General features: G+C 41.0%; 9 protein-coding genes and 1 pseudogene. 8 read left to right on the top strand and 2 right to left on the bottom strand.

Features of this window, described 5'->3' with window-relative positions:
• Nucleotides 1–178: 178 nt before the first annotated feature.
• The 5 genes and pseudogenes from DWA31_RS15875 to DWA31_RS17920 all read left to right on the top strand — a co-directional run.
• Nucleotides 179–4,426, top strand: coding sequence for an Ig-like domain-containing protein (locus DWA31_RS15875; protein WP_114327550.1), 4,248 nt, complete (start codon nucleotides 179–181; stop codon nucleotides 4,424–4,426).
• 23 nt (nucleotides 4,427–4,449) lie between these two features.
• A complete protein-coding gene (locus DWA31_RS15870) occupies nucleotides 4,450–4,980 on the top strand; it encodes a hypothetical protein (protein ID WP_114327549.1) in 531 nt (176 codons plus the stop codon).
• A 51-nt stretch (nucleotides 4,981–5,031) separates the two neighbouring features.
• Complete coding sequence (locus DWA31_RS15865; RefSeq protein WP_114327548.1) at nucleotides 5,032–14,772, top strand: Ig-like domain-containing domain; 9,741 nt, start codon at nucleotides 5,032–5,034, stop codon at nucleotides 14,770–14,772.
• Nucleotides 14,773–14,777: 5 nt separating this feature from the next.
• Nucleotides 14,778–15,569, top strand: coding sequence for a DsbA family protein (locus tag DWA31_RS15860; protein ID WP_114327547.1), 792 nt, complete (start codon nucleotides 14,778–14,780; stop codon nucleotides 15,567–15,569).
• A 226-nt stretch (nucleotides 15,570–15,795) separates the two neighbouring features.
• Nucleotides 15,796–15,909 (top strand): annotated as a pseudogene (locus DWA31_RS17920) (IS982 family transposase); the annotation flags it as partial.
• 652 nt (nucleotides 15,910–16,561) lie between these two features.
• Here the strand turns inward: DWA31_RS17920 and DWA31_RS15850 are convergent.
• A complete protein-coding gene (locus DWA31_RS15850; protein WP_114327545.1) occupies nucleotides 16,562–17,545 on the bottom strand; it encodes a glucokinase in 984 nt (327 codons plus the stop codon).
• An 88-nt stretch (nucleotides 17,546–17,633) separates the two neighbouring features.
• The gene (locus tag DWA31_RS15845) at nucleotides 17,634–18,530 is read right to left on the bottom strand and encodes an AraC family transcriptional regulator (protein WP_114327544.1); all 897 of its coding nucleotides are present in this window, start codon (nucleotides 18,528–18,530) and stop codon (nucleotides 17,634–17,636) included.
• Between the two features lie 166 nt (nucleotides 18,531–18,696).
• Here DWA31_RS15845 and xylE point away from each other — a divergent pair, with 166 nt between their 5' ends.
• The 3 genes from xylE to DWA31_RS15830 all read left to right on the top strand — a co-directional run bounded on the left by xylE (nucleotide 18,697) and on the right by DWA31_RS15830 (nucleotide 24,570).
• Entirely contained in the window at nucleotides 18,697–20,169 is a 1,473-nt protein-coding gene (gene xylE / locus DWA31_RS15840) for a D-xylose transporter XylE (RefSeq protein ID WP_245942653.1), read from the top strand.
• 130 nt (nucleotides 20,170–20,299) lie between these two features.
• Nucleotides 20,300–23,356, top strand: coding sequence for a glycoside hydrolase family 2 TIM barrel-domain containing protein (locus tag DWA31_RS15835; RefSeq protein ID WP_114327543.1), 3,057 nt, complete (start codon nucleotides 20,300–20,302; stop codon nucleotides 23,354–23,356).
• Nucleotides 23,357–23,787: 431 nt separating this feature from the next.
• Entirely contained in the window at nucleotides 23,788–24,570 is a 783-nt protein-coding gene (locus tag DWA31_RS15830) for a hypothetical protein (protein WP_114327542.1), read from the top strand.
• The last annotated feature ends 296 nt before the right edge of the window (nucleotides 24,571–24,866 follow it).

Raw genomic sequence — 24,866 nt, 5'->3', positions numbered from 1 at the left:
TGACCCAGCGCCATTTTATGTTGGTAGTATGTAAAATAATTAAACGCATATCTTGCCGCAAGTTAGCTATCAATGCCCATACGCTTATCGCTCATGGAATAAATTAGTGAAACTTTCAGCATGCATTATCCTGGCTGAACAGTTTATTTTATTGTATTGATCGCCAAGGGGGAATGTGATGGATATTGGCCATCGTTTAAAACGCATTAGCCTTATTTGTTTATTAGTACTCTTTTGGATACCCACCGCCTTGGCCGAAATCTTGGTCGATAGCAGGAATATTGTCAGTTCAGCACGAGTATCAAGAACGGATGTTCAATATACCAATACCTTAAATTTGTCTAATACCGAAGGGAGTTTTTCTAACGTTGTTATTACCGTAAGCAGTAACTCCCCCAATACTGTTATTGTCGATAATCAAATTACAGTAGGTGATTATTTATCTACCGCTAATATGACCACTACCAATACCTTTTCCTTCCGCCACAATCGCCGTTTTGCCTTTGACCCCAACGCTCTTCAATATCAAATTGATTTTATTCTTATTGACGAACAACCGCCCTCGGTCGAGATAACATCCCCCATTGATAATCAATTATTTAGCAACTCCCCCATCACAGTTCTCGTTGACGCGACCGATAATGTTGGTGTCGAGACTGTTACAGTAAATGGCATCGCTGCCAACTTTGATGGCCCTAATTTTAGTGCCATTGTACCAATTAATATCGGCTTAAATACGTTGATTGCAGAGGCCACTGATGCGGCTGGAAACACCTCAACAAATAGCATCACCGTAGAACGTTCGGTTCCCGATGATATTCCCCCTGACATCGATTTTCTATCACCCAATAATGGAGATAGCTTCAATCAATCTCCTGCAAGTGTCAGTATCACCGCGACAGATAATGTCGGCATAGCAAGTGTTACCGTCAATGGTTTCAATGCCGTATTTGACGGTACTAATTTCAATGTGAATGTTCCATTAGTAGAAGGCAGCAATACATTAATAGCACAAGCAATTGATACCTCGGGGAATTTAGCCTCAGCGTCTATTGATATAGAACTCGTTGTCTTAGATGGGATTCCACCGACACTTAATATCTTATCTCCTCAAGATGGTGACACAGTGAATGAGTCACCTGTCGTTGTATCCGTTGAAGCCAGCGACGATGTTGCTGTAGCCTCAGTAACCGTAAACGGTGTTCCAGCTGACTTTGATGGGACAAATTATAACGCCAACGTTCCTTTGATTGCAGGAAACAATACTATCACCGCAACTGCAAAGGACGCCGCAGAGAATAGTGCATCAAGATCGATTGATATCGAGCTAGTGTCACTAGATTCGTCTCCCCCCACTGTCGAGATCCTTTCACCTGATGATGGCAGTATTGTCGGCGAAAGTCCTGTCAATGTATCTGTCAGTGCAAATGATGATATAGCCATTGATACCGTTGTTATTAATGGCATAAATGCTATATCTGATGGTACTAACTACAATGCAAGTATACCGCTTAATGTGGGTGCAAACACTATTCTTGCCATAGCAACAGACACCAGCACGAATGCTGCAAACGTTCAAATTTCTGTAACACTAGATCTATCCGTAGGAGATGTAACACCGCCTACCATATCCATATTGGCCCCTTTTGACGGTGCATTGTTAATTAACAACCTGCCAGAATTAGAAATTATTTATGCGGATAATGTTGCCATTGATGAAAATTCATTACAGATAAGTATGAATGGCTCACCGGTTGCGACTAACTGTAATGCCGACACTTCAGATGCATTTTGTGTTTTCAACTCAGCCTTACCTGACGGGGATATTACCTTAAGTGCACAAATCAGCGATACCGCCGGTAACTCAGCAAATACACAAATAAACTTTATAGTGGATGTTGAACCCATTGCAATTGCGGTTAGTTCCCCCCTTGAAGGCTTAATAACAATTCTAGCGGAAATTTTGGTAGAGGGAACCATCAGTGACAATGCGGAAACTGTACGAGTTAACGGGGTTGACGCCACAATAAATAATGGCCAGTTTTCTGCGTTAGTACCATTACGCGAAGGAAAAAACATGCTAGTGGCTGTTGGCACAAAAGCATCTGGCAGAACCGGCACTGATTCTGTTGATATCACTCGTGACAATATTGCGCCCATCGTCGTGATCACTTCCCCTTCAAACGCCTTTGTTTCTGTTAATAACACCGTTGATGTCACCGGACAAGTGAATGACATTGTTAATGGTGCCGTCAATCCTACCGTGTATGTTAATGGCATTCAGGCAACCGTTGCATCAGGATCTTTCTTAGCGACTTCTGTACCTTTGGTTAATGGTCCCAATACCATTGAAGCTATTGCCACCGACCAAGTGGGTAATCAAGGCACTCACCAAATTGATGTAACATTTACCATGCCTGCTGGTGCTCGAATGAGTCAATTCAGTGGTAGCGGTCAAGCAAGTGAAGTGACCTCACAGCTAGTACAACCCTTAGTTGCTCAAGTGTTAGATAGTTTAGGAAATCCCGTGGCTGGTCGACTAGTGAAATTTGAAGTGACCAGAAATAACGGCGGTGTTAGCCCCATAATGGGCCAACCACTGATGAGGGTTATTCAAATACCCACCGATGGCTCAGGTAAAGCTCAGGTGTTTTTCACCTTAGGTGCTACCGCTGGTGAAGGTAATAACAGAGTGAAAGCAACGGCGGTAGGTGTTGTTGGCGAAGTTGAATTTTGTGCCACAGCCCTCACACAGCCTGCCGATAAAATATTAATGACCAATGGTGACAACCAGCGTGGTCTGGTGGGCAGTCCATTGCCTAATCCTTTAGAGGCGTTAGTTGTTGATATCGATGGAAATCCAATAGAAGGTATACAAGTAACGTTTGCAGTGGTAAAAGGCAACGGAAATTTAGATGGTAATAGCACATTAGTGAAACAAACAGGCACAGACGGTGTCGCACGTGCTGTGTTAACCCTAAGTCTGGAGCCCGGTATCAATAATAATGTAGTCAATGCTACATTCGTCGGCTTAGCTCGTTTGCCAGCAACCTTTACTTCATCAGGTTTAACACCTGGACTTCCTGAAGATACCGCATTCAAAGGAGTAGTTCTTGATAGTGGTTTAACAGCGATACCCGGCGCTGTTGTTTCTATCCCGAATAGCACAGCAACCGGTATCACCAATGCAGAAGGGTTCTTCTTATTAGAAAATGTCCCCATTGGCAAAATTGACTTGGAAATTGACCCAACGAGTAGCCCACGACCAGAAACTTTCCCTGTATTGCATTTCGAAACAGTCACGGTGGCAGGACAACAAAACGATCTGGGTATGCCGATTATTTTACCGGCGATTCAAACCCAAGACTCTAAACTTGTTGGTGGCAATGACGATGTTGTCATAGCAATGTCCGGCGTGGCTGGCTTGAATCTTACCGTGTTTGCCAATTCAGTGACATTTCCTAATGGTGATAGCACGGGGCAATTGACTATCAGTCAGGTGCATTTAGACAAAGTGCCTATGCCACCGCCAAGTGGTACCTTCTTTATGCCTCCAGCATGGACCGTTCAACCTGCTGGCGTGAAATTTAATCCGCCAGCAAAAATTAGCATTCCCAATGATGGTCTACCCCCAGGCAGAGTGATTGATATCTTCCAGTTTGACCACGCCTTGAATGAGTTCATCAATATAGGTAAAGGCACGGTGTCAGAAGATGCCTCGGTGATTGTCTCTGATCCCGGGTTTGGTATTACTCGTGCTGGTTGGGGTGGTTGTGGTCAACCGCAACCGCCAACTACTTGTGCCGCTAAATGTGGTCCTTGCCAAAAATGTGAAGACAACGCTTGTGTCACTGACACAGGTAAAGATGGCAATGCTTGTGCGGATGGGCCTCAATCAGTGGCGTCCAACGGTGTGACCTACTCGATCGATGATTCGTGCCGAGGTGTTTGTGACAACGGCACCTGTAAAGATAGTGCTGATGGATTTAATGTCAAAAAACTACTTGATGCGCTTAAAGAAGCCGGTGGAAAAGCCTTCTCTGCGTGTATGAAAGAACCACTTAAGAAAAAGATCACAGATTTCCTTAAAGATAAAAACTTTAAAGTCAAATGTAGTTCAACCAATCCAAATTGTGGTGGCGCAGCACCAGGCTCAAACACCTTAACTTTAGGTAAAGCTGCTCTCGATGTCGCGGGCTGTCAAGATTTAGCGTCAAGTACCTTACATGAAATTGTTCATGCTGCAGGCGGTCAAAGACATCGTAAATGTAAAGCAGATGGCACTGTTTTGGGCGAAATAGCTTGTACTTCAGGAGCCGACTGTAAAACTTGTATTGACCCAGATACCGACAAAGCCTATGGGTGTGAAGCGTCCTGTTATCCTGTCAAGGGTTCAAAAGTTGGTAAAGCTACGGCATGTAAATGATGACTAAAAATAGGATGAATTAAGTGATATTTAGATGGTGGTTACCCTTAGTTTTTTTTACCGTATTCAGTGGTGATGCGATGGCTGATAACAACTTAAATAACCACTTGCACGAAGAAGTGGAGCAACATGAATTTTCAAAAGATAACCGCTTTAATTTTGAAGGCGAACAGTATTGGTATTACAATATGCTCAATCAAGTGAGTCAAGAAAGTATTAATAATGGCATGTTATTTGGAGAAATTCAGGAAAGGGATAGTAAAATTTATTTTCAAATTTCTACTAAGGAAATAGATAACGTTAACAAACGGAACCAAGGCTATACCATGGCAATAGCAAAAATTGTTGCTTTTTTAGAGCCAGGTTATTTAACTCAAAATGAGAATAACAAAGCTTATATGCAGCGTTTGAAGAAAATTTTACAGCAAAATACACAGTTATCCGATCAAATCATCGATAACCATAGTCGTTTATCATTATGGTTTTCAAGAAATAAAGCCCGGTTGCAGTGGTCTGAAAAAGACCGTAAATTGGTTGTTGGAGAGCTGAAGTAAGACATTAACAAAACTTTATCTAGATAAAGTGAATGTGGAGGTCGTAAACAAATGAATACCGAACGATTTTCTCAGAAATATGACAATGTGTTTCTACACTCATTGCGACAGTGCCTCCCTGTGATTTTACTGTCAAGCATGATAGGTTTTAGCTCCCTATCCTTAGCCAACAAAGATGATGATGAATTACCTGGGCCACCTGTAATTATAGATATCCCTAATGCGGGTCCTATACTTAATGAAGATTGTATTGCCACCATTTTAAATCGCCAAACGCAAGTCAATGTAGATGGTACTTTTATTATTCCTAATGTCCCTGTCCCGCAGGGTGCCTTTAGGGTACGTGTAGTCTGTGCTCGAGCTGATGGCAGTGTTGACAATGGACAATCCCCTTTTGTTCTTGGCACACCAAACGGTGAAACCCTCTTCGACGACATTTCGTTTACACAAGACGACCCGGTACCAGTATCCATTAATATAACGTCTCCTGCACTAGAGCTGACTCCACTGGCCAATGGGGCACAGCTTGTCACTACGGGTACATTACCTGATGGTACTGAAATCGACTTAACATTAGAAAATTCAGGGACCTTTTATCTAGTCTCTAACCCTGCCATCGCAACGGTAAGTTCAGATGGCTTTGTCTTGGCGGTTTCTAGTGGCACAGCCTTAGTCACCGCAACGCACGAAGGCGTTATTGCCACCATTCAACTGATGATTAACTTAACCCTTGATGCCGATGAAGATGGATTGCCAGATGATTATGAAACGTTAAATTCAGTTAATCCCGGTGGAGCTAACTTAGCCCGATTGCCCGGTGTGGTGGTTAATGCCAGTAGTTTCTCGGGCGGCAATGTGCCAGAACGTGCCATTGATGGCAATATTTTCACTTCGTGGTTTACGGGTGTCGGGGATGCTGCAAACAAACGTAGTGCGCCTTTTATAGAAATTTTTCTACCTGAAGATGTCGATGTTGCCCAAGTAAGATTATTAGGTAATCGTGCTAATCCGGTAGGGTTCGATTTCTTTGCTGGTCGCATTGAAGCGTTTGATGTCACTAACAATTCAGTGTTTGATTCGGGCGAAGTCTTTTTACCCTCACCTACCCGTGATTTAGCGGTACCTGTTGATATCGATATGATTCGCAGTATTCGTTTTAGTGCAACCGATGATGAAAGTAATACGCCAGGTCTTTCTGAAATTCAAATTTTATCACGTCCAGGGGGAATTGGCCTTGATCTTAACGACGACGGTGATGCATTTCTCGATTTTGATCTTGACGGTTTAGATAATACAGAAGAATTTAATTTAGGGACCAGCATCTTCCTAAATGATACCGATGGCGATGGCTTAGATGATTCACAAGAACTAGGATTAGGCTCTAACCCGTTATTATCTGATAGTGACGGCGATGGGCTATTAGACGGCTCAGAAGTCAATCCAACCTCTGACTCTGACGGTGATGGTCTTATCAATATTCTCGATCCTGATAGTGACAACGATGGATTACCCGATGGTGTCGAGATATTATTAGGACTTGACCCACTACGTTCAGACAGTAACTTTAATGGTATCCCCGATGGCAGTGAAGACAGTGACAACGATGGATTACCAAACAGTGAAGAAGTATTAGAAAACACCGACCCAACAAATCCTGATACAGATGGTGATGGGATACTCGATGGTGAAGAAGTTATCGCCGGTGCCGATGGTTTCATTACAGACCCCTTACGCGCTGACACTGATGGTGATGGAATGCCCGATGGTTACGAGTCACAATATGGGTTAGATCCCACAGATCCTACTGATGCTTTAGATGACCCAGATAATGATGGTTTTACTAACCTAGAAGAGTCACAACTTGGAACTGATCCATTCAATGACGATGTGGTAGCACCTGCCGTTGCTCAAATAACGCCACTCGACTTAGCGAATGATATACCAACTAATTCTGTGATAGTGATCCGGTTTAATGAACAACTTCAGGCGGTTTCGGTTGTTAACGGTACGGTCAGTATAACCAACGGCGTATTTATTGAAGGCAGTGTTAGTTTATCAAATGATTTATTGTCTGTGACCTTTACCCCAAATGAACAAATGCCTGGCTTAACCACGCTTGCCGTTGAAGTACAAGGAATTAGAGACATTGCGGGTAATTTGATGATCGGTAGCTTTAATAGCTCATTTTTCACAGCCGAATTTGTTGATATTGAACGCCCTACGGTAATACGCACTAGCCCGATTAATGGCAGTACTAATGTGCCGGTAAATGCGCCGTTTACTGTAGAATTTAGTGAACGCATGGATCCCAGTACTTTAACACCAGCTAACTTTATTGTTCGCGATAACATCACCTTCACTAATGTTCCTGGCATGATCCAAGTGGATCCCGATGGCAGAGTGGCTTCTTTTGTACCAGACAGTACCTTGGCTATTGGCCGTAGTCATTCCGTGTTTATTACCACCAACACGAAAGATGTTTCCGGTAACTCACTACTATTTCAACACAATTATTTCTTCACGACCGCTTTTGTTGAAGATGCTGACCGACCAAACTTTATTGCCAGCAGTCCAAAAGACTTTGATCTGAACATACCGGTTAATGCCTTAATCCAATTACAGTTTGATGAACCGATGAACTTGGTAGATGCTGTGCGAGGCATCATAGTAACCACGAATGAAGGTGAAGTTTCTGGCTCTGTTTCGCTTGAAGATGCTAACAGGCGTTTAAGTTTTATTTCAGAAAATGCCCTTGCACCAAATACCACTCATACGGTAAATGTCAGTACTGGCCTAACCGATATAGTCGGTAACCCCATTGATAACCCGATCAGCTTTACTTTCGAAACTGATGAGCTAGGCGATATTGCAAGACCGAGCTTTACTCAGGTTGATCCCTTAAATAACCGTAGTAATGTGCCAACCAATATGTCGGTTAATTTAACCTTTAATGAACGGTTTAATGATTTAACCCTTAATAGTACAAGTTTCTATGTAGAAAAATCTAATCCTTGTTGTTTCCCCGTTGCGGCAAATATCGCCGTAGCTGCAGACCGTCTCAGTGCTACCTTGACGCCTAGCGAATCACTTGAGCCGTTAACTTCATATCGTGTCAGATTGCTAACAGGAGCTAGAGATCTTGCTAACAATTCATATATTGGTACTTCAGTACCTTCTAATTTCACCACCAGTGCAGGTGAAGACAATACGGCGCCAATTGTAGCTGGGCTGAGTATAGAAGATGGACTAATAAACGTCCCTGCCAATGCAAAAATTCAAGTGAAATTATCCGAGCCGATCAACTTAGTTAATTTAGCCAATGATAGTATTGAAATAAGGCTCAATGGTTTGGCGATTGCCGGGGCTATTAGCTTGAGCAGTGATCGCATGACCATTATATTTATCCCAGACATTGCATTGGCAGAAGGCGATTACACCTTAAGCTTGATCGGTTTAACCGATATTGCCGGTAATACCGGAATCACCTTTGAAAGTAGCTTTAGCGCAGTGTCGACATCAGACACTACCAGACCAACCATCAGTTCAGTTTCCCCAACCAATGGTAATAACTCGGTTGCCGCCAATGCCAGCATGTCAGCAACCTTTAGTGAGCGCGTTAATCCACTCACCGTTAACAGTAGTACTTTTTATGTTGAAAAAACATCTGGTGGCACTACGCGTATTGCAGGAGATTTGAATCTGTCTGCTGATGGTCTAACAGCTACTTTCACACCATTAACGCCACTATTACCAGGTCAAAATTATCGAATACGAGCATTAACAAGTATTCATGATTTGGCTGGCAACACCTACTCAGGTACGTCCGTGCCCAGTTCATTTACTATAGATGTTGGTGAATCTAACGATACCACTAGCCCGCAAGTACAAATGATCACACCGAATGATGGTGCCAGTGATATTGGGGTAATAAATACCTCAGTGGTCATTACGTTTACCGAATCGCTTAACCCGAGTACCGTGAATAACAATGGCTTTGAACTCTATGCAAACAGTGTAAGACTTTTCCCCTCCATTAGCCGCTCCTTAGATAACCGCACCATCACGTTACGAGATAACTTACCGGGTAACAGCACTATTACGGTCATTATTACCGATACGGTAAAAGATTTAGCAGGTAATGCCATGGCTAACTTCACCAGTGACTTTTCCACTATTGCAGGTACAGATACCGGCAGACCATCGGTATTTACTCAACGACCCGGCAATGGAGCTACAAATGTGGCGACAGATCTCAGTGTCGTATTGTTTACCAATGAAGTGATGAATGCAGCTACCCTTCCCAGTGCGCTGCATATCTCACAAAATGGTGATGTTGTTGAAGGCACAATTGATATTACCGGTGATGGTCGAAATATAGAATTTACCCCAGATACACCATGGCAAACAAATGCATTAGTACAAGTATTTTTAGACACAAGTGCTAAAGACATTGCTGGCAACGCTATGAACAATTACCAAGGTTCATTTAGAACAATAACGGATACGTCGTCAACAGCCCCCTTTGTGAATAGAGAATCATTATTTGATCAAAGTACCAATAATATTTTGACTAATAGCTATTTTGATATTCAATTTAATGAAGATTTAGACCCTGCAACGGTCAATGGCACTAATGTCTTTATACAAGAAAACATTGGCGGTGGCAGTTTAGTGGCGGTTGATATCAGTTTGATAAATGGAAATACCATACGCATTAGGCCGGATTCGCCGCTAGCAAGCACCAGTAACTATTTCTATCGATTATTGAATGGCTTGCGCGATCTCGATGGTGTTGCGCCTACCTTTAGTACTTGGACACGTTTCTTTACCACGGGCAATTTAGCAGACAATGACTCACCAAGCGTTGTGGCTATTTCGCCACCGGATAACAGTATTGAAATTCCCACTAATGCGGTGATCCGGCTATTATTAAGTGAAAGAAGTGCCATAAGTACCATTAATGAAATGACAGTGAACTTAAATAACGGTACTGATACGGCGATTGCTTGTACCATTACCAGCCAAAATTTCAATGACGGTCAACAAGAAATTTTAATCGTGCCTCACGCGCCATTAAAAGAAAATACAGTTCACCAATTAACCCTTGATGGCATAACCGATTTAGTGGGTAATGCGATTACCCCACAAACAACAGAATTTACCACAGGCACTCAACCCGATACCGTTTCCCCTGTATTAATCAGGACCAACCCTTTTAACGGCGCAACAAACGTCGCCGTAAATGCGGTGGTTAATTTTGAAGTCAATGAAGCGCTAGATCCCGCAAGGTTTGAGCATTCTGGTACTGTGTTACGTGACAATGTAACGTTCTTGAATCTTCCAATGAGTTCAACCTTAAGTGATGACGCTCGACAAGTAACTGTTACTCCTGATGCAGCTTTACTGGTTAACCGTAGTCATTCGGTTTTCCGTTCAGGCAACAGCCTGACAGATTATGCTAACAATCAATTATTTAATTGGACCTTCAGTTTCACCACCTCTTATGACCCAGATATTACCGCACCACAATTAGTGGGAGTAAGTCCGGCAAATAACCTAATCGGAATTCCAAGAAATGGCGTGGTTCAAATAGAATTTGATGAGGCGATTCGCACCTCTAGCCTTGATGGCATTAGTCTTACTGATGATGTTGGTACACTGGTGGTGACTAAGCAGTTCAGTAACGGCAACCGTACCGTAACGTTAGTGCCACAAAGCCTACTTCGTGCTGATACCATACATACTGTCAGTATTAATGATATTGAAGACTTAAGTAATAACGTGCTTACCGGACCGATAAATGTCAACTTTACCACCGAAGATGGGGTTGATTTTTTCAGACCCTTGCTAAGATTAGTGGATCCGGTTAACCCCAGCAGTAATGTTCCCACTAATATGGTTGCCCATATTTCATTCAACGAACGACTAAATCCATTATCAATCAATACCGGTAGCTTTTATATTGAACAAACCTTGCCAAGATGTTGTCCGAAAGTACCCGGAGTAATCACGGTATCAGCAGATCAGTTACATGCGTCATTTACCCCACTTGAGCCGTTATTACCGAGAACCAGTTATCGTATTCGCATACTTACCGGTGCCCGCGACTTTGCTAACAACACCTATGGAAGTACTTCTGTTCCATCAAGATTTGTCACCGGAGATAGTGCTGATAACACCGGACCTGTGATTACTGGCATCAGTTTAGCCAATGGCATAACCAATGTGCCCAGCAACGGCGTGATTGCCATTAGGTTTGATGAAACCTTAACACTGGTCGATTTACCTGCCGATGCGTTAGTTGTAAGCCTTAGTAGCGTGCCAATTGCAGGCACAATAACCATGAGCAGCGATCGTCACACCCTATTCTTTACCCCTGCAACATTGTTAACCGCAGGCAGTTATCAAATAGATTTAACTGGTTATACCGATCTTGTTGGAAATACGGGAGTTGACTTTAGCAGTAGTTTTGACGTGACCAGCAGTACGGCAGATACCACACGGCCAACACTGGTTTCAGCCTCTCCGGTTAATGGTGCTGTTAATGTCAGTAGTAATGCGGTTATCTCAGCGACGTTGAGTGAGCGATTGAATCCACTCACAGTTAGTGCAAGCAGTGTTTATGTAGAGCAAACGTCTGGTGGTACCGCACGTATTGCCGGCACAGTGAGTTTATCCAATAACGATCAAACCGTTAACTTTACCCCATTCGCCCCGTTAACTGCTAGCCAAACCTATCGTTTACGAGTATTTAGTAGCGTGCACGATTTAGCGGGTAATACCTACGGAAGTACCTCGGTGCCAACTAGTTTCACTATAGACCCTGCTGGTACACAAGATACCACGTCACCGACAGTGCTAATGGTTACCCCTATCGATGGTGCAACAGACGTTAGCTTAATCAATAACCCCGTTGTGGTGACTTTCTCAGAGTCGATACGATCCAACACTTTATCTAATAATACCGTTGAGTTCTTTGCTAATGGCGCTAGATTATTCCCTCAAAGGAGTCTATCAAGTGACAATAGAACCTTGTTCCTTAACGATACCTTACCTAGTAATAGCCTAATTACTTTAGTGTTAACCAAAGGCATTAAAGATTTATCCGGTAATGCATTGGCGTACTACACCATTGAATTTTTCACCGGACCTGCGATAGACACTGGTAGACCTTCGGTTGTTGGTCAACGTCCAGGTAATGGGGCAAACAACGTTTCTATGGACAGCAACTTCACCTTATTCATTAACGAAGTCATGGACGAATCGACAATTGCCGATGCCTTGAATGTTGTTCAAGACGGCGTATTAATCCTCGGCACAACAGACGTGATGGGAGATGGGCGCACCGTTACCTTTACTCCAGATATCCCATGGGAGAACAACACTTTAATTCAAATTTTCCTTGATACTAGCGCACAGGACACCAGTGGAAACGCACTAAATAATTATCAAGGTTCTTTCAGGGTTGAACAAGCTGATAGTTCTATAACTCCAGCGGTTATCAGTGAAAGTTTATTCCAACAAACGACTAATAACGTATTGGTTAACAGTCAATTTGATATTAAATTTAATCAAGCGCTTGACCCTACTACGGTAAATGGTGGCACAGTTGAATTGCGTGAAAACTTCGGTGCTGCTAACCTGGTGGCTGCTACCGTCAGCTTAATCGATGGTAATACTGTTCGTATCACCCCAGACGCTAACCTTAACGATAGCAGTAATTATTTCTATCGCTTATTTAACAGCATTAAAGACCTAGATGGACAACAACCTACATTTGGTACTTGGACACGCTTCTTTTCCACAGGTACAACTGAAGACAACAGTTCACCCGCAGTGGTGAGTGTCTCGCCTCCGGACAGTGCAATAGGTATTCCTACCAATGCCCTTATCCGCATATTGTTTGATGAATCAATCAATATTACTGCAGTATCTGAGAATAATATCGAAATCAATGACGGTAGTGGCGCAGCAATCGCGTGTAGTATCAGTAGCCAAATATTTAGCGATGGACAAAATATGGTTACCCTAGTTACTCATAATCCTTTAAAAGAGAACACCAGTTATGATTTAACTCTTAGTGGGGTCAATGACTTAGCGGGAAATACCATTACCAGTCAAACCACCAGCTTTACCACGGGAGAATTACCCGATACCCAATCACCGATATTTGTTAGAAACACACCGGTTAGTAGCTCGACTGATGTTCCGGTCAATGCAGTTATTGAAGTTGAAGTAAATGAAGCATTAGATCCTAGCGTATTTGAACATATTGGAGTATTAATAAGAGAGAATACCGGCTTTACCAATCTACCATCCACCCAAAACCTTAGCGGTGATGGCCGTACGATGATGTTCGTGCCAGATAGTGGCTTAGCCTTAAACAGCAGTCATACTGTATTCCGTTCAGGCATTGTGCCAACTGATTACGCGGGCAACTCATTCTTTATGCCAACCACTAGCTTTACCACCAATGCAATAGAAGATCTTACACCGCCGTCTGTTGTTGCGGTTAGTCCAGAAAATAATTTAACGGATGTACCTATTAATGGTGTAATCGAAGTTCATTTTGATGAACCTATTCAAAGTGGTCATTTGACAGGTATTATTCTTAGTAATAGTGCCGAAAATGTTGATTTAATCATGACATTAACCAATGCTAACCGTAAGCTTATGTTAACCCCTCGAAATCCGTTAATGGCAAACGAGCTTCATACCTTAACCATAGATGGTGTTAAAGATCTTGCCGATAATACCATTGCAGCGCCAGCGATAAGTGATTTCACCACCAACGACAATCTCGATTTTGGCCGCCCCTTATTGGCCTCTGTTGACCCAATCAATAACGCTAGTAATGTACCCATAAATTTAGTGGCACAGGTTATGTTTACCGAACGGGTAAACCCTTTAACGGTAACCAAAGACAGTTTTTATATTGAAAGTACCAATCCTTGTTGTCCAAAAGTAGCGGGGACTGTGCAAGTTGGCAGTAATATGTTCAGTGCTACTTTTACACCCGATAGCAATTTAGAAACGTCTCACAGCTATCGTGTCCGATTACTCACGGGCGTACGTGATTTTGCCAATAATTCCTATGGCAGTACTTCTGTACCCGCTAATTTCGTTACCAGCGATGCAGAAGACAATACACCACCAGCTGTTTCCGGCGTAAGTCCTATAAACGGATTTACCAATGTGCCGTTAAACAGTGTAATTGTTGTTGAATTTGATGAACCGATTCGCAATGAAAGCTTGATGGATATTATCTTGAGTGATACTAGTGGACTGGTTTCGACTTCCAAAGTTCTTAGTAATGGTAATAGAAGAGTAACCTTAACGCCAAATGGTGATTTAACAATGAATGAATTACATTCTATCGATGTTACGGGAGTCAAAGATCTCGCAGGTAATGCGATGCCAATAGCCTTTGCCTCAGGTTTCACCACCGGGACTATTACAGATACAACACGGCCAACCTTAACGTCGATAACGCCCGTAAATACCAGCATAAATGTCGCGGTTACCACAACAGCAATCGCGGTGTTCAATGAGCCGATTAATGCTTTGACCTTACCGGGGAACTTTTACATTGAACGAACCTCTCCTTGTTGTACAAAGGTAGCCGGTAGTTACAGTGTTTCAGCCGACCAGATGACAGTGACTTTCACTCCAGATGAGTCTCTGGTAAATAATACAAACTATCGTGTCAGAACATTGTCAGGAATGCGAGATTTGGCCAATAATTCATTTAACGGTACAACTGTTCCCAGTAATTTCACCACGGAGCCTTAAGGGTTATGAGAAATAAACCAATAATAATTTTATCTTTATTTGTATGCTTAGTAAGCTGTAAAGATGCCGACATTAAACAACAAACTAAAGCGGTTCAAACCGACCCAGATATACAGGTAATAAAAGACGACTTAAAGCATTTAAAAAAAGAAATTGCCGTTATTCGTCAAGCATTAACTGATATTCATAAAATTGCCATGGACACTCCTGAGCCTGCGGCGCAACCCATTCCCGCTGAATTAACCTTAGACTTAAACCCAGACGACCCGTTATTAGGCAGTGCAGAGGCTAAAATAGCGATTATAGAATTTTCTGATTTTCAATGCCCCTACTGTAAACGTTTCGCTGAGCAAACCTTCCCCCCCATTAAAAAAAATTATATAGATACCGGAAAAGTTCGCTACATTGCACGAGATTTCCCCCTCGATTTTCATCCACAAGCACAAGGCGCAGCCATTGCAGCAAGTTGTGCTCAAGCGCAAGGCGCTTATTGGCCAATGCGTGACAGTTTATTCAGTAACATTCGTAATTTAGGACCTGAGCGATATACAGAATTAGCATCTAATCTTAAATTAGATTTAACGAAATTTAATCAATGTAGTAAAGATAAGAGCAAGGCAGAAGAAGTATTAGCCGATCAAGGCTTCGGAGCCTCTTTAGGTATAAGCGGAACACCGAGCTTTTTGATTGGCATAATTAAAGGAGATAAATTGATAAATGCTCGTTTAATCGTTGGTGCACAAGGATATCAAACCTTTTCAACTGTTATTAATGCAATATCGGCATCAGCACCTTAACGTAAGAGAAAAAAGTGATTAATGATATGATTGAACCTCTCCTATTGACCTAATATCAGTAGATTTGGTAGCGAAGTAACTCGTTACCGATATTTTTTTAAAGAAATGTTATTTCACAACATTAACGCCATGCGCGACTTTAAAGTTTAGTGACTAAGGTTGAAAAAGGCATGCACTGACTTTATATATAGTAATCGCCAAAAAACATTATAAAGCGATTCAGAACATGCCATTAGAAGAGTTTATCATTTGGGTTTACTGTTAGGTAGATGAAAATATCACCGAAATATTAGGTGAAACAAAAATAAGAAAACGTGGGTTTGAACCCGCCCTAAGCGACTGTTAACGTTTGCTCTTTGAGACAGCTTATATTTTAAATAAGCTTTTCCTCGGACCAACCAAAGAAAGCACATAAAAACAATAAAAGGGTTAGATTTTAAAGCAATTACCAAGCTTTCATAAAGCAAATCTGATCTAGTAAATGTACCATCTAAATCTACGTATAAAGGGGTAAGTGTTTTGGAAACAACGTCCATTTATTTACCTTCTATTCATTTAATTTAAAACTACAGATAGTAAGTTTAAAGAAACAAAAAGACAAACGACAATAAAAGTACAATCATTTGTTTATCATGACTTTTCATTAAACTTCAAAACATTTTTTTTAATCGCGACATTAAAGCTAGGATGTTTTTAAATAAAAACCAACTAAACAAGTGCATTTTAATTTACTTAGACATTTGTGATTAAAAAAAATAGCAGAGTGATTAGAGTGGAATCTACTAACAGCAGACCGAAAAGGTTCAACACTTAATATATTAAGTCTTTAGGGAAGGTAATGAAGAAGCTGTCAAAATAGATCCGAAAATACAGTATCTTAGAATTTAAAGTAAGAAGTTTTATACACTCTATGAATACTATTTACTATTGAAAGGTCAAGCTCAGCAGTTTTGCATAACTACCAAGCATTTAATGAATGGAATATTACAGAATTAACAGCAATTAAATTGATTTAAATAAGCAGAGGCTCCCAATAAGCCTGGTTGCTTCTCAGTTATAACATAAGTAGGTGATTGTTGAGTTAATGGTGTCAAACGTCCCTTAGCTTCAAAACGCGACCTAAAGTCACTTTGCTGAATAAACTCAATAAACTTTGGCACAATACCACCGGCAATATAAACACCTCCCAAACTATTCGCCATTAATGCTAAATTTCCAGCGAATGAACCAAGCACACGGCAAAACAGTGACAGTGCCTGATAACAAGTGGAACAAGAGTTAGCAACTGCCCGAGCGCTAATTTGTGCGGCAGTCAGTTTATCCACTGCTGCATTACGTTTAGTTGGGTAACTATCGAGTACAATTAATGCCTGATAAATTTGCTCTAAACCATAACCTGAAAGTAATTGCTCATAAGACACTCTATTTTTTACTCCTTGTAAATAGTGCAGTATTTTTATTTCGAGAGTATCAACGGGGGCAAAATCCATATGCCCGCCTTCACCACCCAAACAATGCCACTTGTTATCAACAGGGATCAATGTCGCCACACCTAAACCCGTACCTGGGCCACAAACCGAAATGGCTTTGCTAGGCGTGGACTCACCGCTGCCAATTTGCACCTTTTGATCATTACTTAGAAAAGGAATTGCCATGGCAATAGCAGTGAAATCATTTATTAAAGTCAAACTATTGAGGTTTAACTGTTGCTTTAAGTCTTTTTGCGAGAACTTCCATGGTAGATTAGTCATTGATATTAGGTCGTTATCTATTGGACAGGCTATAGCCAAGCAAGCATTGATACTTCTATTCTGTATTTTATGTTCTGTTAAATACTGACTTATAACCTCAAATAAGTTTTTAAACTTGGTACATTGATAAGTTTCAATGTTTGTTAGGTTATTCTTTTTATCACTAAGTGCTAACCTGATATTTGTTCCACCAATATCAGCCACTAAATTAATTATTTTGTTCATATTTTCTCTTAAGGGTATTTCTTCAAGGTAGCTATTCAAGGTAAGGCACTCACTATGGCTTTAACCGACGTTGCTTTGCCAGGCAAGCCTAGCAAGCTTCTAGCTGTAAGTACTTCAAATCTTGTCGATAGCCATTTCTAAAGTCACTTGGCGTCATACCTTTTAACTCATGAAAACGGCGATTAAAATTCGAGATGTTTTGATAACCGCACATGTAAGCAATTTGAGTGACATCAAAGTTTTCTCTTACTAACAAACGACACGCTTCATTAACCCTTAAGGTATTAACAAATTTGACAAAAGTAAGGCCGGTATACTTTTTAAAAAAACGACTAAAGCCTTGCGTGGTGAGCCCTACTTTGCTGGCAATTTCAGTTTGATTAATATCTTCAGCCAAGTTTTTTCTCACGTAACTGTAAATGTTTTCTATACGTCTTAAGTTAGTATTATTAATGTCGGCGTGTAAGTCATAATCAGGGGTGGTCAGTACGTTCAGCTCATCAGATTTAGCTATCTGATCAAGGATTTTAATCAAGGATAATAATCTATCCATATTTTGCTGTTGATATAAAAAACGCATTTTTTTGGCTATGCTGTCAGCGGTTTCACCCGTGATGGAGAGCCCTTTACTGGCGTTAATTAACAAACGGTTGATCAAGCCGGCTTCAGGTAATTGTAAAAAACCTTCGCCAAAACAACTGGCTTTAAACTGTATCACCATCAACTCAGCATCTTGGGGCAGATTTGAAAGGCCATTTTGCCAGCAATGTGGCACATTGGGACCTATTAAGATCATATCTCCCGGCAGATAATTATCAACACTATCACCAACAAAGCGGGTACCTTCGCCACTAATATTCCAGATGAGTTCATATTCAGGATGAAAGTGCCAATTATGATCTTCATTTAAGTCATGGCATTTCACCCGAAAACAACAAAATGAGCTACCTTCATTGGTCTGTACATTTTCAAATGTCGGTTCCATAACTAACTCCTAATAAGTGATAAATTGCTTCCGCAGCTCAATATTCAACCTTGTAAATCAGTGTAAGCCGCAAAACTGAAATAAGCCTGAATATCAATATTCAGGCTTATTTAAGCTTTGTAAGGGTATCTTGGTAGCACAAAAATATTTTATCGAGCCTTTAACCATGACTATGCAAGAAGAGAATAAATGTTCAAATTACATTACGCTGCTAACTTTAGTGGCCGCTTTAGGGGGCATGCTTTTTGGTTGGGATACCGCAGTAATATCCGGAACCGTAAGCTCACTTGATGCTTACTTCATAACACCGCTTGGTTTAGCTGAATATGAAGCTAACTCGTTATTAGGAACGCTCGTCTCTAGCGCTTTAATTGGTTGTATCATTGGTGGCGCAATCGCCGGCCTGTTAAGTCAACGTTTTGGCCGAAAGAAAATGCTCATCGTCAGTGCGGCATTGTTTTTCGTCTCAGCCTTAGGTTCAGCATTTCCTGAAATAGGTTTTTATAACATTGCTGGGACAGATGCCAACCAAGCACTACCGCAATTTATCTTTTACCGCATTTTAGGCGGTGTCGGTGTCGGTATGGCTTCCATGTTATCGCCCCTTTATATTGCCGAAATTGCACCAGCAAAAATCCGTGGTCGCTTAGTTTCCTACAACCAAATGGCCATTGTTACCGGTATTATTGTCGTTTACTTTGTTAACTACCTAATTTCCTTACAAGGTGATGATAGCTGGATCCAAACCTTAGGCTGGCGTTATATGTTTGCTTCAGAAATGATCCCTGCAGCAATATTTTTTGGTCTATTGTTTACTGTGCCAGAAAGCCCTCGCTGGCATGCATTAAAAGGTCATGATGCGCTAGCCAAAGACACCTTAGCTAAATTGCACGGCAATGAAGCGGCCGAAATAGAATTTAAAGAGATTAAGCAGTCATTAAGCCATCACGCCTCAAGCAAGTTATTTTCTTATGGACTGTTAGTGGTAGTTATTGGGGTATTGTTGTCGGTGTTTCAACAAGTGATTGGTATTAATGCGGTACTCTATTATGCCCCAGAAATATTTAAAGATATGGGCTCAGGCACCAGTGCCGCCATGCTGCAAACCATTATCGTTGGCGCTACCAATGTGGTATTTACTTTAGTGGCCATTTTTACCGTTGACCGTTATGGCAGAAAACCTTTGATGATTTTTGGCGCTTTGGGTATGTCTATCGCCATGATAACGCTAGGCTTTAGTTTTTATAATGAAGCTAAAGGCATTATGGTATTGATTGCCATGTTAGCTTACGTCGCTTGTTTTTCATTATCTTGGGGACCGGTTTGTTGGGTACTGTTATCAGAAATCTTCCCGAATAAAATTCGTAGTATCGCCCTATCGCTAGCGGTAGCGGCGCAGTGGGTTACCAACTACCTAGTCTCATGGAGCTTCCCTATGATGAATAACAATAGCTACTTGATTGAACAATTCAATCACGGTTTTGCTTATTGGATTTACGGTGGCATGAGTTTATTAGCGGCATTCTTTGTGTGGAAATTTGTTCCAGAGACCAAAGGCAAGTCGTTAGAAGAAATGGAAAACTTGTGGCAAACAGATACGCAAGCAGAAGCTGACTTCGCTAAACCAACGGTGAGTTAATCAATAATTGCTTTGCTTATTATAAGTAAGTATATAAGAAAGGACTTCGGTCCTTTTTTTATTGCCATTTCAGCTCACGTTAAGCTTACTATGAAAACATGAGGTATTATTTCAGTCATTAGGCAGTAACATGCGTAAAATTCTTATCGTTATAACCTTAACTATTATTGCTATTGCTCTGTATTTTTTCTTTAGCAATAGCGACAACAAACGACCAGCTGAAGCGGCTTTCATTGACCATGCTCGCATCATCCAGCCACTTAATAATAACTGGCAATTTATCAAATCAACGCCAGCGTTAGCGCATAGTTTAGCCACTAACAAATGGAAAAATGTCCACTTACCTCATACTTGGAATGCTAAAGATGGCCAAGATGGTGGCGGTGATTACTATCGTGGTACCGGCACCTACAAACACACATTTACCTTGGATGAAAAATTTGTCGATAAAAAGGTCTATATCCACTTTGATGGCGCGACTACCGCGGCGAAAGTTTATATTAATGGTACCGAAGTCGGCGCGCATAAAGGTAACTATGCCGCCTTTCGTTTTGATATCACCAAGCAGGTAAAACTTGAGCAAGAAAACATCATAGTCGTTACCGTTAACAATGAAATTGATAATGAAGTTGCCCCGCTATCTGCTGACTTTACCTTTTTTGGCGGCTTGTATCGAAAAGTTCGCTTAATTGCTAGTGCAAAGGTGCATATCGATAATTTGAATTACGCTTCTTCTGGCGTCTTTTGGCAACAAGCGAGTATCTCTCAACAGCTAGCAAAACTTGACGTTAAAACAAACGTAGTTAATGAAGAGAGCCAAGCAGCGACAATAACGGTAACAAGCCAATTACGTGATGTTAATAACAACATTGTCGCTAAAAATGAGCAAAACCTCACCCTGAAAGCTCAACAATCACTGGCTTATACCGCGACACTTACCCTTGATAATCCTCACCTGTGGCATGGTTTAGATGATCCTTATTTATACCGCGCTGAGCTTATTGTCACTATCGATGGTCAAGTGGTTGATCAAATTAACCATGATCTGGGTTTACGCTATTTTCGTGTCGATAAAGATCGAGGTTTTATCCTTAATGGCAAAGATTATCCCTTGTATGGCATTAACCGCATGGCTGATTTTCCTAAAAAAGGCACGGCGATAAATGAAGAGGACCATGAACGTGATATTCAGCTTATTCTAGAATTAGGCGCTACTGGTGTACGTTTAGGGCATCAACAAAGAGATGACTATGTATATCAACGCGCCGATGAAACAGGTTTAGTGATCTGGGCTGAAGTGCCGTTAATTAATCGCATCAATACTAACCAAGCATTTACTGACAATGTAAAACAACAAGCATTAGAGTTAGTCAGACAAAATTATAATCATAGCGCTATTATGTTTTGGGGGCTGTTTAATGAGCTCACCTTAAAACCTGGGCCAGATCCTCGCCCCTTGGTAAAAGAATTAAATGGGTTAGTTAAAAAAGAAGATCCAAGCAGATTAACCACCGCAGCCGTTGCCGCTTCTGGCGAAAAAGCATTGCAAGACCCACTAGCAACCACCACAGACATTACCTCCTTTAATCGCTATTACGGTTGGTATTATGGCAATTTCAATGACTTTACTCACTTTATGGATGAATCTCGGGAAAATTATCCCGACTTACCTATCGCATTAAGTGAATTTGGCGCCGGTGCCAGCACTAAAATTCATACCGACAAACCGGTAATGCAAGATCACAGTGAAGAATATCAAGCCATCTTTCATGAAAACTATTGGCAAGATTTAAGTCAACGCCCGTATGTTTGGGGTAAGTTTTTATGGGTATTAGCAGATTTTGCCGTAGACAATAGAGATGAAGGTGATACGCCTGGGAGAAATGATAAAGGCTTGGTAACCTTTGATAGAAAAATAAAAAAAGATGCTTTTTATTGGTATAAGGCTAACTGGTCAAAAGAAGCGGTTAGCTATATTACTGGCCGTCGTTTTAACATTCGCTCTCAAGCTCAAATTGACGTTAAAGTTTATAGCAACCAAGATGAACTTGAATTAATCGTTAATGGCAGAAGTGTTGGTAAACAAAAACTCCAAGGCAGCAAAAAAATTATTTGGCAAAATGTTTCGCTAACGTTGGGCAAAAACAGCATTGAAGTGGCAACAATGGATGGCAAAGTTGTCGACAGCATTGAATTAGAGCGTATCAACAGCCGTAATACCGAGATCACTTCGTCATTATTAGGCATAGACAGTACTCAAGGTAAGATCTATAACCTGCCAGATGGCACAACCTTTAATGAGCTTGAGCAAATAGTGACCTTTCCTCAAGACAGCAAGGTTTCGTTAATTAATGGCCAACAAGCATTGCCTCTAGGCAATGGCAATATTATCAAAGTTACCGCACAAGATGGCGTAACCAGTCAAGACTATGAGTTTATCTCCGACGCGATTTCGGTACTCAAACAAACCACCGCCAGCGCAGAAATTGCGGCGAAGTTATCAATTGGCCCAATCGATATTCCGATCATGAGTGCGGCAAAAGCCAATGATGGCATTATCACCGGCATGATTGATGATATGGAAGACGTTAATATTTGGAATGCCATGGGCAACGGGCCACATTGGTGGAAAGTTGATTTAGCCGCCGAGTATTATATTGATCACATTGAAATTATCTGGCCGCAACATATTGAGATGATAAAGCCTGGCGCTATGTCTTACAGTATTGAAACTGCAAAGGACTTTGAACAAACCTTTGATAACTTTTCCGAGACTTATCAAGTTGCAGTAGATAAAACTAACAATAGCGTGATTGGCACGACCACTGATAAATTACACCGTGAGGCACGATTTGTCAGAGTACGCCTACATAATACCAAAACCTTTGCTGACGCACCTGTAGTTGGCAAGTACCCGATATATGGCGCTGAAGAAATATCAATTATCGGCGGTTTACTTAAATCTAAATCAATTAAAATTAACTATAAAAATAAAACAATTAGCAAAGATAAATTGAATACGGTAGCTGATATTCTAAACAATATTGAGCCGATAACCAATGGCAAAATAACCGTCGTTAATGCCAGTAATCGTACGTTAACCAACCAAGATAAAGTTGATAACACTAGCCAAGTTATTGTTAGCAATGAAACAAACTCATTAGTTGAACGGTACTTTATTCAGTGATTATTTTCTAATTCAGATTAAACAGAAACTAATACCAATTACACTAATAAATTGATCAACTTAGAGTTGTATTAGCGAGCTTAGAACAAGCAAAATTACTTAAACATAGTTATTCTATATTTCTTTAATTTTGAGCCGTTATTGGTTCGCTAATAAACTCCCAAAGGGCGAGTTTAAAAGGCTTACATGCGTCGTTATTAATTTCGACAAGGACGCTACACGGATGTAGCTTCTTAGAGAATGCAGGAGCATATTCTCCTGAATAACCATTCTCTTCAATCAATGCCTTGCCTCTAAGTCTTTTAATTCTCGCTAAGTGGTCAATTAATTAATGTACTTGGTATAATACATATAAACTTACCTTAATTAATCTTCCTTTCTATACTAGAGAGGAAGCTTAATTTTTTTGGTTTAATCTTTTGGTATGACATATGTTGAAACGCAAAAAACTCTGTTTGATACTCGTTTATACTTTAATGATGTTTACTCAAACTATGCTTGCTCAATTTACTTTTGCAGCAGATAAAATATTGAGTTTTGCCGTACCTGATGCCATTTCAATCAACGTCGACCATCAGGCCTATTGCTTGTTTGAAAAAGCCATTGATAACATGGGTTATCAACTTGAACGAGTAAAGGTGCCATTAATAAGAACCATTACTGAAACCCAAAAAGGCAATATGGCTATTGTTTTGATTTCCAGGATTAATTTTAGGGTCAATTCAGGAGCAGTAAAACTACCACAAGATATTGCCTTAACATCAACTCCCTTTGTAACTACCCCGATATCATTTTATAGCACTCAAAATAGCCAAATAATTATGAATACAACGGACTGGATAAATCGTTATCGTATTGGTGTGGTAAGGAGCTTACATACCCATAACATCAGTGACTACAACACAAAAGAAACTGGTAATTATTATTTTTATACCAGTTCACTCGCCGCCTTTAAAGGATTGTTAGCTGACAGGCAGGATATTGTCATTGCCTCAGAACTCGATTATTTATCAGCACAGTTAACTCTCAACTTACATGATGAGGTAAAAAATATCTCTACTATAGGTACGGTATCTCTTTATCCGGGCTTTTCTTTTCAATACTTTGGCAAGGAAAAGGCTATAGCGCTCGCTAAACAGTACCGCGTTGAAAGAGAAAAACTAACTGACGCCGAACGTAAACAATGTCTGCCCCAAGTAAAAACAAACCGTTAATCGCTAATAGTATTCAACCCAGTCAATTCACATCCCTGTCACCGCGACATACCGTTCGTCCGGAAGATAACAGCAAAGTTACTCCCTGCATTTGCTTAATACAGTACTTCCTAAACATACACGCTCTTTGCCATCCATGGCACCGCGACATACCGTTCATCCTGAACATATCGAGTAGGGTGAGGCTCATGCCTCATCCCTCTCACAGAACCGTACGTACGGACCTCGTATACGGCTCATGCAATTTACTATTTCTCATCACTTTGATCAGTAATAAGAAGCGAGAACGCCTGTTT

The sequence above is a fragment of the Candidatus Colwellia aromaticivorans genome, assembly GCF_003333305.1.
Lineage (GTDB): Bacteria > Pseudomonadota > Gammaproteobacteria > Enterobacterales > Alteromonadaceae > Colwellia > Colwellia aromaticivorans.
The sequence above is the reverse complement of the archived record's forward strand: the minus strand, read 5'-3'. Positions and strand labels throughout refer to the sequence as shown.